The sequence below is a fragment of the Allocoleopsis franciscana PCC 7113 genome (assembly GCF_000317515.1).
Lineage (GTDB): Bacteria > Cyanobacteriota > Cyanobacteriia > Cyanobacteriales > Coleofasciculaceae > Allocoleopsis > Allocoleopsis franciscana.
The window spans coordinates 7,266,430-7,282,183 of the sequence record NC_019738.1 but is presented as its reverse complement, the minus strand read 5'-3'; the positions used below and the strand labels follow the sequence as shown (position 1 = coordinate 7,282,183).

At 49.2% G+C, this 15,754-nt stretch carries 10 protein-coding genes; 9 read left to right on the top strand and 1 reads right to left on the bottom strand.

Translation table 11 applies throughout. The features are described 5' to 3' along the window. The first annotated feature begins 236 nt into the window (after positions 1-236). Positions 237-1,220: a polysaccharide deacetylase family protein gene (locus MIC7113_RS29980; protein ID WP_015185947.1), complete on the top strand. Its 984-nt coding sequence runs from the start codon at positions 237-239 to the stop codon at positions 1,218-1,220. Between the two features lie 66 nt (positions 1,221-1,286). Here the strand turns inward: MIC7113_RS29980 and MIC7113_RS29975 are convergent, their stop codons facing one another. Next, positions 1,287-6,002 carry a glutamate synthase-related protein gene (locus MIC7113_RS29975; protein ID WP_015185946.1) on the bottom strand — a complete coding sequence of 1,572 codons (4,716 nt, stop codon included), beginning with the start codon at positions 6,000-6,002 and terminating at the stop codon, positions 1,287-1,289. An 818-nt stretch (positions 6,003-6,820) separates the two neighbouring features. Here MIC7113_RS29975 and MIC7113_RS29970 point away from each other — a divergent pair. The 8 genes from MIC7113_RS29970 (at position 6,821) to rpsJ (ending at position 15,642) form a co-directional block, all read left to right on the top strand. After that, on the top strand, positions 6,821-8,950 hold the full coding sequence (locus MIC7113_RS29970) for a phosphodiester glycosidase family protein (protein WP_015185945.1): 2,130 nt from the start codon (positions 6,821-6,823) through the stop codon (positions 8,948-8,950). A gap of 402 nt (positions 8,951-9,352) precedes the next feature. Further along, the gene (locus MIC7113_RS29965) at positions 9,353-9,778 is read left to right on the top strand and encodes a phosphomannose isomerase type II C-terminal cupin domain (RefSeq protein WP_015185944.1); all 426 of its coding nucleotides are present in this window, start codon (positions 9,353-9,355) and stop codon (positions 9,776-9,778) included. A gap of 192 nt (positions 9,779-9,970) precedes the next feature. After that, a complete protein-coding gene (locus MIC7113_RS29960; protein WP_015185943.1) occupies positions 9,971-10,318 on the top strand; it encodes a HesB/IscA family protein in 348 nt (115 codons plus the stop codon). Between the two features lie 197 nt (positions 10,319-10,515). Next, positions 10,516-10,893, top strand: coding sequence for a 30S ribosomal protein S12 (gene rpsL, locus MIC7113_RS29955; protein ID WP_015185942.1), 378 nt, complete (start codon positions 10,516-10,518; stop codon positions 10,891-10,893). 292 nt (positions 10,894-11,185) lie between these two features. Next, on the top strand, positions 11,186-11,656 hold the full coding sequence (rpsG, locus tag MIC7113_RS29950; RefSeq protein ID WP_015185941.1) for a 30S ribosomal protein S7: 471 nt from the start codon (positions 11,186-11,188) through the stop codon (positions 11,654-11,656). Between the two features lie 158 nt (positions 11,657-11,814). Further along, positions 11,815-13,890, top strand: coding sequence for an elongation factor G (gene fusA, locus MIC7113_RS29945; protein ID WP_015185940.1), 2,076 nt, complete (start codon positions 11,815-11,817; stop codon positions 13,888-13,890). 25 nt (positions 13,891-13,915) lie between these two features. Further along, entirely contained in the window at positions 13,916-15,145 is a 1,230-nt protein-coding gene (tuf, locus tag MIC7113_RS29940; protein WP_015185939.1) for an elongation factor Tu, read from the top strand. A 179-nt stretch (positions 15,146-15,324) separates the two neighbouring features. Further along, positions 15,325-15,642 carry a 30S ribosomal protein S10 gene (gene rpsJ, locus MIC7113_RS29935; protein WP_015185938.1) on the top strand — a complete coding sequence of 106 codons (318 nt, stop codon included), beginning with the start codon at positions 15,325-15,327 and terminating at the stop codon, positions 15,640-15,642. Positions 15,643-15,754: the final 112 nt, after the last annotated feature.

Genomic DNA, 15,754 nt, shown 5'->3' with positions numbered 1-15,754 from the left:
CAGGATCATCCGTCTTAGAACGAATTCCGATGTCACGTTCAGCCCTGGTCTGCTCGTGTACCTCGATATGAAAATGTTTGCCTCTAGCCGTTGAGGGGCAGTGGTCTGAACAGGGATTTGCCGTAAAACAGCTCCTCCTCTGTTGGGAGTCATCCTTAACCCCTGCCAATCAAAATGCTGAGGAATAACAATTGTGACTTGCCGCCTTTGTGTATGAGGAGTGAAGGAGAATTAACGTGGCAGACCGTCACCCATTTATTAAACAGCACAGCCTCTCGTGGGTTGTCGTTGTCGCTGCTCTGACTTTTCTATCAGGCTGTACTTTGTCAGCCGCTCGGTCTGCGAGTCCGAGACATCTTGCGTCAAACATGACGCCGAGCCTAAACCAGCTACCTAGCTCAAACCCTTCGGAAGAAAAAGTTTTAGTTGCCCAGTCTAATCAGGCTTACAAAAAAGTTGTGGCTAAATTAGCCCAACAACAAAAAATAACAAAGCTCAACAAACCGATCCCAGCTCAGTTCCAAGGAAAAACCTTTAAAAATGTCAAGATAAATAACCCCATTAAAACTGTTGCTCAAGAAGCATCAGATAAGCGGATTGGGCAAAGTGCAGTGGGAAAACCCATCGCTCTCACTTTTGATGATGGACCTTGGCCCAATACCACAGGACAGGTACTTGATTTCCTGAAAAAAAACAACGTTAAAGCGACTTTTTTCGTAGTAGGAAGACAAGTGCAACAGTATCCGCAGATAACTAAGCGGATTGTGAATGAGGGTCACGCAATTGCTAACCATACCTGGAGCCATCAGTATCATCGGTATAACCCAGCGGGTGCGGCGAGTGAAATTGATAAAACAGCCCAGTTAATTTACAAGCTCACCGGTGTTAAAACCAATCTCTTCAGGCCACCAGGCGGCATTTTGAACAATGGGTTAGCCGCCTATGCTCAGCAGAAAAAGTATGCGGTCGTGATGTGGTCAGCAGATTCCCTCGATTGGCGTCATAACAGCTCTCAGGCTCTGCGTGACCGTATCCTCAAGGAAGCCTCAGCCGGGGGGATTGTTTTGTTGCACGACGGGGGTGGCAATCGTGCCAAAACGGTTCAAGCTTTACCGCTAATCATTGCCGAATTAAAAAAGCGCGGCTACAAATTTGTAACCGTGCCAGAACTGATGGAAATGCAAGAGAAGGATCAAGAAATGATGGCGCGGAAGGGTTGAAGGTCCGGTTTCCAAGGGTTGAAGGTTCCGAAGACAGCCTGCAACCCCGAACCACCTTTCAGCCTTCTATTGCACTGAACTCAGCACTCTCTCTTCCACAACATCAGGATTGGCTTCTGGAGTATCCGCCTCCGAGGGGGGTACAACTTGCCAGAATTGCGGTAAATAATCAGACCAGTGAGCTAAGATAATCTTCGCTTTGGGGCTGTCGGTTCGCTCCGCGTGAGCTTGGATCAGCTCTTTGAGTTGCTGCTCACCGGCTGGCGTCATGACCCGTTGAATTTGGACAATTTCCCGATTGACTTTGTCCTTAAAACTGCCTTCTTCATCCAGGAAGTAAGCCAGACCCCCCGTCATCCCCGCACCGACATTCCGTCCTACATGACCTAAGACCACAATTACGCCCCCCGTCATGTACTCACAACAGTGGTCACCTGCTCCTTCAATCACCGCCTGACCTTTGGAATTGCGGACACCAAACCGCTCACCGGCACCACCATTGGCAAACAGTACGCCGCCCGTTGCGCCATAGAGGCAGGTATTGCCCACAATCACATTTTGGGCAGGGTCGCAAGCGGCGTCTGCGGGTGGCTTAATGATAATTTCACCGCCATGCATCCCCTTACCCACATAATCATTGGCTTCACCCTCTAAGACGAGTGTCATGCCCGGAAGGTTGAACGCGCCAAAGCTTTGTCCGGCTGCACCTTGGAAGGTTAAGGTAATTTGTCCTCCAAATCCTGTATCACCATAAAGCTTGGCGATCGCACCTGCAATGCGTGTTCCTACGCTTCTGTCCGTGTTGACAACGCCAACATTTTTGCTTACAGACCCTTGGTTGCGAATCGCGGCCTGAATCTCAGCATCGGCAAGCAGCTGGTCGTCGAGGACAGGGCCATTACTGTGAACGGATTCATGATTGAGCCAGCTACGATTGCTCTTGGTATCCGGTAACTGAGTCAGGCAATTCAAGTTCAAGGCATCCGTCTTCGCCAACTTGATGCCCTCCCGTACCTTCAATAAATCAGCCCGACCGATCACTTCTGCCAATGAGCGATAACCCAGGTGTGCCAAGAGCGATCGCACTTCCTCGGCGACAAAGTAAAAGAAGTTGACCACATGCTCTGGGATTCCAGAAAAGCGCTTACGCAGTTGTTCTTGCTGCGTCGCCACACCCACAGGGCAGTTATTGGTATGGCAAATTCGCGCCATGATACACCCCTCAGCAATCATGGCGACAGAGCCAAAACCATATTCTTCTGCGCCCATTAACGCCGCCATGAGCACATCCCAACCTGTTTTGAAGCCACCATCAGCTCTGAGGAGGACGCGATCGCGCAGTTGATTTTCCATCAATACCCGATGTACTTCCGTCACCCCTAATTCCCAAGGTGCGCCCGCATGTTTAATCGAACTTAGGGGGGATGCACCCGTGCCACCGTCATGCCCGGAAATTTGGATAATATCCGCATTCGCCTTAGCCACACCAGCCGCTACCGTCCCAATCCCAATTTCCGCTACCAGCTTCACCGAGACTTGAGCTTGAGGATTAATTTGGTGCAGGTCAAAAATAAGCTGAGCCAAGTCCTCAATCGAATAAATATCGTGGTGAGGCGGCGGCGAAATCAAGGTGACTCCTGGCTTAGAGCGCCGTAGCATGGCAATGTAAGAACTCACCTTCTTACCCGGTAGCTGTCCTCCTTCTCCGGGCTTAGCGCCTTGAGCCATTTTGATCTCGATTTGCTTGCCATTCACCAAATACTCCGGTGTTACCCCAAAGCGACCGGAGGCTACCTGCTTAATCGTTGAACTTGCCGTATCTCCATTGCGTAACCCTTTGAGGTGGGGCAGGGTGGGAGACAGGCCGGTGGCATCAACATCATCGAGTACCTTATATCGAACGGAATCTTCTCCACCCTCGCCAGAGTTGGATTTACCGCCGATGCGATTCATGGCGATCGCTAATACTTCATGGGCTTCCCGTGACAGTGCACCCAGAGACATCGCCCCCGTACAGAACCGCTTGACAATTTCTTCAATAGGTTGTACCTCTTCTATCGAAATTGGGGCGCGATCGCTCTTGAAGTCCAGCAAATCCCGCAGTGCCGTCACCGGACGCCCTGACAAAGACTGCTTATACAGCTCGTAATGGTCGTAGTCCCTGGTTGCCACCGCCTTATGCAGCGCTTTCGACATTTCGGGACTGTTCATGTGATATTCTCCACCCGGACGGTACTGGACAAAACCAAAGTTCTCCAGTTTCTTCCCTGCCAATTCCGGGAAAGCTCGGCTGTGGAAGGAGATGACTTCCTGGGCTAATTCCGTCATGCTTAAGCCACCCAAGCGTGAGGTTGTGCCTCTAAAGCCCAAATCTAATAAATCAGTCCCAATTCCAATCGCCTCAAAAATTTGAGCGCCCTGGTAAGACGACAGCAGGGAAATCCCCATTTTAGAGAGAATTTTCAACAATCCCGCTTCTACGGCCTTACGGTAATTTTGCTGGGCTTTTTCAATGGTGATGCTCTGGATTTTGCCCCGTTCCATCAGTTTTTGAGTCTTCGGATCGGCCCACCACTGACGCACGGATTCCAAAGCCAGATACGGACAAACGGCTGCCGCGCCATAGCCAATCAAGCAGGCGAAATGATGGGTACTCCAACACTGCGCCGTATCCACAACCAAGGATGCCTTCATCCGTAATCCTTGGCGAATCAGATGATGGTGGACGGCACCCACGGCTAGCATCGGGGGAATATAGCTGTAATTTTCCCCAATGGTTCCACCGACTCTGTCGCTTAAAATCAGAATCTTCTTCCCAGACGCAACGGATTGGGCTGCGCGATCGCATAATTTTCGCACAGCCGCCTCCAGCCCTTTAGGGCCAGCCGTAATTTCAAATAAGGTGGAGAGTTCAGCCGTTTCAAACCCCGAAGTTTTCACCGCCTCTAAGTCCACCTCGTTGAGCACCGGCGTCTCCAGCTTTAACCTGCGGGCGTACTCCGGCTTAGCATCGAGGAGATTCCCTCGTTCACCCAAGTGCATACTCAACGACATCACCAAGCTTTCCCGCAGGGGGTCAATCGGCGGGTTCGTCACCTGAGCAAAGCGTTGCTTGAAGTAGTCATAGAGCAATCGTGGCTTATCGGATAGCACAGCTAAGGGAGTATCATCACCCATGCAGAAGGTGGGTTCCTTCCCTTCGATGCTCATCGGCTCGATAATCAGATCAACATCCTCTGCCGTGTAGCCAAAGGCGGTTTGCTGGCGCAGTAAAACCGATGCCTCTAACCGAGGGCTTTCGACGAAGGGATGTGGTGTTAAAACAACACGGTGCTGTTGCAACCACTCTCCATACGGATTGCGAGTTGCAACCCGTTGCTTAATATCCCAGTTCTTCAAAATCTCGTGACTTTCTAAGTCCACAGCAATCATCTGCCCTGGCCCCAGTCTGCCCTTTTCCACAATCTCGGCTTCGGGCAAGTCCACCACGCCAGCTTCTGAGGCAACGACCACATAGCCATTTCGTGTAATGCTGTAACGGGCCGGACGCAGTCCGTTGCGATCCAAAGTGGCTCCCACCACGTTGCCATCACTGAACACCAACAGCGCTGGGCCGTCCCATGCCTCCTGAATTCCTCTGTAGTATTCGTAAAAATCAACAATTTCCGGATATTTTTCTAAATCCGGCTGATTTTGGTACGCTTCTGGTACCATCATCATCAAGGCTTCCATCGGGCTGCGCCCAGATTGCACCAATAACTCCAGGACGTTATCTAGGGTCGCGGAATCACTGTTGTCTGGATTGACAATGGGCTTGAGGTCATCTAATTCGCTGGCTAATTCAGCCGGCGTGCTGAGTGCTGCCTCTTGAGCCTTGATTTCCTCCTGTGTCGTTCTCTCGCCCCACAGCGGATGAGTGAGGTCAGCCTCACGCGCCATCATCCAGTTGATATTGCCTAACAGCGTATTAATTTCGCCGTTGTGTCCCAACAACCGCATGGGCTGAGCTAGGGGCCATTTGGGTAGGGTGTTCGTACTAAAGCGTCGATGGTAAACGGCAAAGGGACTTTTGTAAGCTGGATTTTTCAAATCCGTATAAAACTCGCCCAGCACCGCTGAACGTACCATCCCTTTGTAAACAATGGTGCGCGTCGAGAACGAACACACATAGAAATCGTCAGACCCTTTTACTGTATCGTCTGACTCTAATGCTTTACTAATGCGACGCATCGCCTTGAACAGGACGCGCTCCAGTTCATCTCCCTGCTTGGTTGGGGATTGAACAATCACCTGTTCAATTCGCGGTTCGTTCTCTCGTGCTTGTACACCCAGAACCGAGTCTTTCACGGGTACGATACGCCAGCCCAGAACGGTTAACCCTTCTTGCCCCAACACCTCTTCAACTGTGGCACGGGCTTTGTTAAGCAGATCCGTATCTTTGGGTAGAAATAGCATACCGACTCCCAACTGCTGGGTGGGCGGCATATCCAAGTTTTGCTCGGCAAACCAAGGCTGCAATACATCCCAGGGAATCGCGCTCATTAAACCCGCACCATCCCCAGAATCTTGGTCGGCACTACATCCTCCCCGGTGTTCTAAACAACTGAGGGCAGACAAAGCCTGCTCAATTAGTTTATGGGTGGCACTGCCCCCACAAGAAGCAATGAAGCCAACACCACACGCATCCCGTTCTTCTACCAACCACCGTTGACCTGAATAGGGTTGAGTGCCCTGATTGCCTGAGTAACCTTGTTGATTGACCTTGATGCTCCTGTTATTCATCTGATAATTCACAATTTTTAGGGATACAAATTTACGGATTGAATGCTGTTCAGTCGGTAGTTGATTGTTAGTTCACTTTTACAAAGCCTATTGAAAAATTAGAAACATTTGCATGAGTGGGTCAGTCTACTGACTCTATGGGGAAGCCTACACGAATACTTTTGGGGTGAGGAGTTGGTGAACTCTAGGTTGGCGGCTAACATCAACGCTCCATCCTCAATTTGACAATCGAGGCAATTCAACCTAGAGGCTTGACGAGCAGACCCGCCTGAGTGCTTCAATGGTCTAAGGAGTATATCCCGTTGACCGAATGGCAGGTGTGAGCAGCGCAGTTAACACTGTGAGACATACTCTTAAAGCCTGATTCACACACCGATATCTGCCTTTCTTGACAGAGTAGAAATCTTACTAGGAAATCCTCTACTCTAGCAATCCCCGATTTTAGATCGCGCTATTGTAACTTTAACTACAGAATTTTTAGTGATTTCTGTAATAAGGCTCAACGCGATTGAGCCAACAGGGATAAAACGTTTTTGGGCAACGCTGTGTCACGATCTGTCCCTGTGCCGGAAGTATTGTGTCCTCTCCTGTATTGCTAAAAACAGCAGGACAACAGGAACGCAAATCTTTCCTGTTGCGTGAGCAATTTTCCAGTTAGAGCAGTAAAGTTAAACCCCAGTTGGGGTCTTACTCCCTATTATGAGGCTCAACCTCAGAAGGTGAGCGCCCTAAAGTCATTATTTCTTGATATGCTGCCCAAGACTTCACTTCAATGATGGACTTCTACAGACCCCAATCTTGGTCAAAGAGGCTAGTGGATGAGCAAAAGAACAAGACCAGAAACGAGACATACCACTCGCATTGTTTGGACAACGATTTCTAAGCGCACCCTTGTCCTTTTCGTGCTATCCCTTGTTGGCTCATCTCTCGCTTTCGCCAGTACCAGCCTGGAAACGCCTAAGCCCCAACTCTTACACGGCTATGAAACGAGGCTGAACCCGTCGGCTGTTGTTGCGAAGACAACTCTACCCCCTCCTCAGGCAGATTTTTTGTCTGAGGTTTCGCCTCTGGTGACTCCGCAGAACACACCCCCTGTTGTGGGTAAGCCCCTGTTGAGTGAGCTTTCACCTGTTTCTGAGAAGGCGGTTACGGTTCGTACATCTGAAAAGCCAACATCTTCCCATCCAGAAACCCTTTTATCACAAGGGTTATCAAAGGTAACTCGACAGGGTACTCAGGTGTCTTTAAACGGTCGTGCCTATAAAGTGCCCTGGAAGCAGTGGCAAGTGGGCGCATCCGTTCGCACGGCGATCAGCGATGTAGGTATGATGCAAAGCTTGGGGCTGGAATTGTTAAGTACGAGGGATTGGACACGACAACCGATACAGTGGTTTTCAGACCCAACCCGAACACCAATGGTTCTAGTCACGCAACGGGATGCGGCTTATCGTTATCTGGATGTAAGCGATTTTGCCAGAGTGGCCGATTTGCGGATGAAAGTGGCAGGCGAGCAGCTACAGATTACTTCGGTGCCTGCCCGATTAAAAGATATTCAGCAAGGAACTCAAGCTTGGGGTTCGCGGATTGTCATCGATCTAGACCGCCCAACGCCCTGGCAAGTGAGCGATGGCGTCAGCGAAGGGGTCATTACCCTAGATGCCTCAACTGACCCTTCCCTAATCGAGCGCTTTCAGGCTCCTCCACCTCAGCCACCTCAACCGATGCAAGAGGTTGAGGATGTAGCCCCTGTGCCGGTTCAGCCTCCCAGCAATTTGCCTGTTTTTCGCGTGGAAAACGGTCAAAAGCAAACCACAATCCGGGTTCAGATTCCAGCCGGTCAGCGAATACAAGTGTTCAGTGTGCCTAAGCCTAATCGCTTAGTGATCGACCTTCGACCTGATGCCCTGATGGAGAAAGAAATCCTTTGGGCACCAGGAATCCGATGGCGTCAGCAATATGTGAATTTGGGAGAATCCCGATTTCCTGTGGTGTGGCTAGAAGTTGACCCAAAAGCTAACCGGATGAGCTTTAGACCGATGTGGAGCAATCCCACGACCCAAGTGGGAACAACTCCACTGCTCCAAATGGCTCCATCGTGGCAGGCGGCGGCGGCAATTAACGCTGGCTTTTTCAATCGCAAAACTCAATTCCCCCTGGGTGCTATTCGTCGCGATGGTCGGTGGTTTTCTGGACCTATTCTTAACCGAGGTGCGATCGCTTGGAACGATCAGGGGCAATTCAAAATTGGGCGTCTCAGCCTTCAAGAAACTTTGGCGACCTCAACGGGGATGAATTTACCCGTGCTTTTCCTCAATAGTGGCTACGTCAAAGCAGGCATTTCCCGTTATACCTCGGAGTGGGGGCCGACCTACACGCCGCTGACGGATAATGAAATCCTCGTTTATGTACAAAACAACCAAGTTACGGGTCAGCTTCCAGGAGGGATGACAGGTCAAACCGCTTTTCCTATCCCCGGCGATGGCTACCTCTTGACTTTAAGGGGCGATGGCACTGCTGCGGCTGGTTTCCTCAATATTGGGACACAAGTGAACATTGGGCAGGGGACTACACCCACTGATTTCGCGACTTACCCTCAAATCTTAGGGGCTGGTCCTGTACTCCTAGAAAATCGGCAAATCGTCTTGGATGCCAAAGCGGAGCAATTTAGTGATGCCTTTAGTCAACAAATGGCGATTCGGAGTGCGATCGGCACTACTGGCTCTGGCACTGTGATAATTGCGGCTATCCATAGTCGGGTCGGTGGGCGAGGTCCGACTTTAGCCGAAACCGCTCAGTTGATACAGCAGATGGGAGCGATCGATGCCCTCAATCTCGATGGTGGCAGCTCTACCGGACTTTATCTAGGAGGCCAACTTCTTGATCGGTCTCCGGCTACAGCCGCCCGTGTTCACAATGCCTTAGGGCTTTTTCTGGCACCCATACCCTAGTGCAAGAAGGCAGTTTGCGTAGCGTTCTCCGTAGCAGTAGGCAGGGGGCAGAGGGCAGACCGGAGCTCATACGAGGACAGAAGGAAAGAAAGTTTGTACAGTAAGCTTTTTAACCTTTTTCAACTGGGCAGTTATTTTAGCCACGCTGCACTAGTGGGTTATGGCACAAGTTTTAGAAATTTAAACTTATAAAGCTTGTTTAAAGTCCACGCTTTATATTGTGAAGACTTGTTATAAATTACCCCCAAAAAGCCGCTGATGGATGACCAGAACCAGAAGTCATTTGCTATGTTGGATTGTGATTGGGTGGTTCTGTTTTTACTAATCTCGCAATAGTGCAATAGTAGTACCCGATAAACGAGTTTTCCCTCGACTTTATAGCCGTTCTCAGGAGAAAAAAGTATGATTCAGTCTCAAGACGTTTCTCAAGTCCCGGCACTTCCCTTACCCACCTCCATAACAGCTGAACGTGTTGCCGCGACAGAGCTGCGACCTTGGGGTTCATTCACGGTTTTGGAAGAAGGACGAGGCTACAAAATTAAGCGAATTGAGGTCAAGCCCGGTCATCGGCTCAGTTTGCAAATGCATTACCATCGGAGTGAACACTGGATTGTTGTTAGCGGTACGGCGAAGGTGATCTGTGGCGATGACGAATTGGTCATTCATCAAAATCAGTCTACTTATGTTCCTCAAGGTAATATGCACCGACTAGAGAATCCAGGTGTTATTCCTCTAGTCTTAATTGAGGTTCAAAATGGAGAATATCTCGGAGAAGACGATATTATGCGTTTTGAAGATGACTATGCCCGTAGTAAGCCTCAAGAGTAATAGTTGAGATGGGTAGTGTTAAGGAGAGAGGGCTGAATGTCCTCTCTTTTTACGTGATAATATGTCAGTCTGACGGCAACAAGACTGACACAGTGTAACGTAAAGATAGCTCAAGAGTTTGAGACGTTGCACACTCACGACGGTGTATCAGTCCTGAGCTAGAGGCTGACCTGCGATGTAGGTGTATATCTGATGATTAATCTGAGTGAAGCAGCGGTTGGTGAAATCAAACGCTTACAGTTGAGACGTCACAAAGCAGAAGCACGATTACGCCTGGGTGTTCAAAAAGGCGGGTGTGCTGATCTGTTCTACACGATTGAGTTTGAGGAAGTGCCGAAGTTTGGCGATCGCGTCTATGATTGTGGCGATATCTCCATCGTGGTAGATGAAGCTAGCTTGAATTACATTAGTGAGCTAACACTAGATTACTCAGAAGATTTAATGGGAGGTGGGTTTCGCTTTCATAATCCGAACGCAGTAGAAAGCTGCGGCTGTGGCAACTCCTTTAGAGTCGCGTCAGACGTGTCTGCAAAACCGTAGCTGTTTTAGTTTAGAACTTCTCAAATTCCCGACTCTTATTCTTCGGAGCCTTTACCGCCTCATACAAAGGGAAGGAAGGCTTACTCGCCCTGATTTTGCGGCTTTCATTGACATTACATCGGAAAGTTAGATATAGTTAGAATTTGTCAATACTTAAACAGTTAAACCGCTTAAGGGAGCTGTACACGCCTTAACTCATGCCCACTATCCAACAGCTCATTCGGAGCGAACGCGCCAAAGCGAAGAAGAAAACTAAGTCGCCTGCACTTAAACAATGTCCGCAGCGTCGTGGTGTCTGCACGAGAGTATATACGACAACACCGAAGAAACCCAACTCAGCCCTGCGGAAAGTGGCAAGAGTCCGTCTGACTTCGGGTTTTGAAGTGACCGCTTACATTCCAGGGATCGGCCACAACCTACAAGAACACTCGGTTGTAATGATTCGGGGCGGTCGTGTTAAAGATTTGCCTGGAGTGAGATACCACATTATTCGAGGAACGCTAGATACCGCAGGCGTAAAAGATCGGCGTCAAGGACGTTCTAAGTACGGAACTAAACGTCCTAAGGCTAAGTAAGATAAAAGTCTATCTTTCCTGAATAACTCCTGAAAATAGTTTGAACCTTCTCCAACCTCAATAGAGGTTTCAGCTATCCTGAATAAGGAGAGCTTTTTTTCCTGCCGTAGGAGTACTTGATAGAGGTAAAACCTTCGGCAAGATGGGGAAAATTCAGCAGGTCAAAGATATTGACAACTTCAAGCTGAAAAGACCCAAAACTTGAGAATTTTAGAGTACCTTGCACCTTCAAGGTATAATTCTGTCCCTGTGTAACTCTTCAACTGTCGCTATTATTTCTTAAGGGCTTACTATGTCTCGTCGCACAGTTATCAAAAAGCGTCCTATCCCTCCTGACCCGGTCTACAATAATCGCTTGATCAGTATGATGGTGCGGCGGATCATGCGTCATGGCAAAAAATCTATTGCCAATCGAATTATTTATGACGCTATGAAAATCATTGAGGAACGGACAGGTAACGATCCTCTAGATACATTTGAAAGCGCCGTAAAAAATGTAACACCGTTGGTTGAAGTGAAAGCTCGCCGGGTAGGTGGGGCAACTTATCAAGTACCAATGGAAGTTCGCTCTGACCGAGGAACGACTTTGGCGCTACGTTGGTTGATCCGATTTTCGAGGGAAAGAGGGGGTCGTTCCATGGCTAGCAAGTTAGCCAATGAATTGATGGATGCCGCTAACGGAACCGGAAATGCGATTCGCAAGCGTGAAGAAACACATAGGATGGCAGAGGCCAATAAAGCTTTCGCCCACTATCGGTACTAATTTCTGAACTCTGGTAACAGGCTGATGATGCCTGTTCTACAGCGTGAGGGTTTGTTGGAGACTCAAGTCCGCAAATCACTAAAAATTTAATCAAAGTATAGAATTGTAAAGAGATAGCAACGTGTTAAAGACTTGCGGCAGAGAGGAAGGAGGTAGCTGTGGCACGGACCATCCCGCTTGAGAGAGTACGGAATATCGGGATTGCAGCCCACATTGATGCGGGCAAAACAACAACAACGGAACGAATCCTGTTTTATTCAGGAATGGTTCATAAAATCGGAGAAGTCCACGAAGGAACAGCCGTAACGGACTGGATGGATCAAGAGCGGGAGCGGGGAATCACCATCACTGCCGCAGCCATCAGCACGAGCTGGAATGACCATCGGATTAATATTATTGATACTCCGGGTCACGTTGACTTCACCATTGAAGTTGAGCGCTCCATGCGGGTATTAGACGGTGTGATTGCCGTGTTCTGCTCCGTGGGAGGTGTTCAGCCTCAATCAGAGACAGTATGGCGGCAAGCAGACCGCTACAAGGTGCCCAGAATCGCGTTCATCAACAAGATGGATCGGACGGGGGCGAATTTCTTCAAGGTATACACTCAACTGCGCGAGCGCTTGCGAGCCAATGCTGTGGCGATCCAAATCCCCATTGGTAGTGAAAGCGATCTGAGGGGAATTGTGGATTTGGTTCGGATGCGAGCCAAGATTTATGCCAACGACATCGGAACGGATATTCAAGATACAGAAATTCCTGACGAGGTCAAAGAGCAGGCAGAAGAGTACCGCGCCAAACTCATTGAGTCGGTTGCGGAAACGGATGAAGCGCTGATTGAAAAGTATCTGGAAGGCGAAGAACTCACTGAAGAAGAAATTCGTAGTGCCCTTCGCAAAGGAACCGTTACAGGAGCGATCGTTCCTGTATTATGCGGTTCTGCTTTCAAGAACAAAGGCGTTCAACTCCTGCTAGATGCAGTTGTCGATTACTTGCCAGCTCCCGTTGATATTCCTCCGATTCAAGGAACACTACCCGACGGAACGGTAGCGGAGAGAGCCCCTGATGATTCAGCCCCCTTGTCAGCTCTGGCTTTCAAGATTATGGCAGACCCATTTGGTCGTTTAACCTTCCTGCGGGTTTACTCTGGGATACTTAAGAAAGGTAGCTACATTCTTAATTCCACCAAAGACCAGAAGGAACGCATCTCTCGTCTGATCGTTCTGAAAGCGAATGATCGGATTGAAGTGGACGAGTTGCGAGCAGGCGACTTGGGAGCTGCCATTGGTTTGAAGAATACCTTTACGGGCGACACGATCTGTAATGAAGACGCGCCAATCATTTTGGAATCGTTGTTCATTCCAGAACCGGTGATCTCCGTAGCAGTGGAACCGAAAACCAAGCAAGATATGGAGAAGCTCTCCAAGGCGCTCCAATCTTTATCGGAAGAAGACCCGACGTTCCGTGTCCACGTTGACCCAGAAACCAACCAAACCGTAATTGCGGGGATGGGTGAGTTGCATCTGGAAATTCTGGTAGACCGGATGCTGCGAGAGTTTAAGGTAGAAGCGAATGTCGGTGCGCCGCAGGTGGCTTACCGAGAAACAATTCGCAGAGCCATTAAGACTGAAGGTAAGTTTATTCGCCAAAGTGGCGGTAAAGGTCAGTACGGTCACGTCGTCATCGAATTGGAGCCAGGAGATCCGGGTACCGGTTTTGAATTTGTCTCCAAGATTGTAGGCGGTTCTATTCCGAGAGAATACGTTTCACCCGCTGAGCAGGGGATGAAAGAAGCCTGTGAATCCGGGATTTTGGCTGGATATCCGGTCATTGACTTGAAAGCCACTCTAGTCGATGGGTCATTCCACGAGGTAGACTCTTCGGAAATGGCCTTTAAGATTGCTGGGTCAATGGCGATTAAGGACGGCGTGATGAAAGCTTCGCCGGTACTGTTAGAGCCTATGATGAAAGTAGAGGTTGAAGTTCCTGAAGACTTCCTTGGAGATGTCATGGGTGACCTCAACTCTCGCCGTGGTCAAATTGAAGGCATGGGTTCTGAGAGCGGTGTTGCTAAAGTCACTGCTAAAGTTCCATTAGCAGAGATGTTTGGCTATGCTACGGATATCCGCTCTAAGACCCAAGGTCGAGGTATCTTCTCGATGGAGTTTAGTCACTACGAGGAGGTACCTCGCAACGTGGCTGAAGCCATCATCGCGAAGAGCAAAGGGAACGCATAAATAGGAGAAAAGGAACACGTAATTCATGGCACGCGCAAAATTTGAAAGGACTAAACCCCACGTCAACATCGGTACAATCGGTCACGTAGACCACGGCAAAACGACGCTGACAGCGGCAATCACTATGACCTTGGCAGCGATGGGTCAAGCGCAAGCAAGAAAGTACGATGAAATTGATGCGGCACCGGAGGAAAAGGCGCGGGGGATTACGATCAACACCGCCCACGTAGAGTACGAAACCCAAAATCGGCACTATGCTCACGTCGATTGTCCGGGACACGCTGACTATGTGAAAAACATGATCACTGGTGCGGCTCAAATGGATGGGGCAATCCTCGTGGTGTCAGCCGCTGATGGCCCGATGCCTCAAACACGGGAGCATATCTTGCTCGCTAAGCAGGTAGGCGTTCCCAGCCTGGTTGTCTTCTTGAACAAGCAAGACATGGTGGACGACGAAGAACTGCTGGAACTGGTAGAACTTGAAGTTCGCGAACTCCTCAGTAGTTATGAGTTTGATGGTGACAACATCCCCATCGTTGCAGGTTCCGCTTTGCAGGCTTTAGAAGTCATGACCGGTAACCCGAAAACTCAACGGGGAGAAAATGAGTGGGTTGATAAAATCTATAAGTTGATGGATGAGGTGGACTCTTACATTCCCACACCAGAGCGGGATATTGATAAACCTTTCCTGATGGCAGTAGAAGACGTCTTCACCATTACAGGTCGTGGTACAGTAGCCACGGGTCGGATTGAACGGGGCAAGGTCAAAATCGGCGATAAAGTTGTCTTGGTGGGCATTAAAGATACCCGCGAGACAACCGTCACCGGTATTGAGATGTTCAAAAAGAGTCTCGATGAAGGGATGGCTGGTGATAACGCCGGGATTCTGCTCCGAGGGATTGAGAAAAAAGATATTGAACGGGGAATGGTCATCGCCAAGCCTGGTTCAATTACCCCTCATACCCAGTTCGAGTCTGAGGTTTATGTTCTGAAGAAAGAAGAAGGTGGTCGTCACACTCCTTTCTTCCCTGGCTACCGTCCTCAGTTCTACGTCCGCACGACGGATGTGACCGGTACCATTAGCGCATTTACGGCTGACGACGGCACGACAGCCGAGATGGTGATGCCGGGAGACCGCATCAAAATGACAGTAGAACTGATTAACGCCATCGCAATTGAACAAGGTATGCGCTTTGCTATCCGTGAAGGCGGTCGTACCATTGGTGCAGGTGTCGTTTCCAAAATCCTGAAGTAGTCAATAGCGCTACCCAAGGCTAAGTGGGGGCAGAGAGGCAAAAGCTTTTCTGCTCCCCATTCCTCTGTATTGCTCAATTTGAGAGACTGAGTTGAAGGTTAAAAGGTTAAACGTTCAACTTTCTAATCTTCTTTCTTCTCCCTAATTCCCTATCTATTCAGAACCTAGACAACTAAAAAATGGCAACCATTCAGCAGCAAAAAATTCGAATTCGTCTTAAAGCCTTTGATCGGCGACTGCTTGACACCTCTTGCGAGAAGATTGTGGATACAGCTAACCGAACAAATGCCACAGCAATTGGCCCCATTCCTTTACCAACACGGCGTCGTATTTACTGTGTTTTGCGCTCTCCCCACGTTGATAAAGATTCACGGGAACACTTTGAAACACGTACCCACCGCCGCATTATTGATATTTATCAGCCGTCCTCAAAAACCATTGATGCTCTGATGAAGCTAGATTTACCGGCTGGGGTTGATATTGAAGTCAAGCTCTAGTATCAGTCATTAGTCATTAGTTCTTAGTCTGCGAGGAAGGGGAGGCAGTTCACACCAGCGAGTTGTTAATTGACCAACGACTAAGGACTGATGACAAATGACCAATAACATC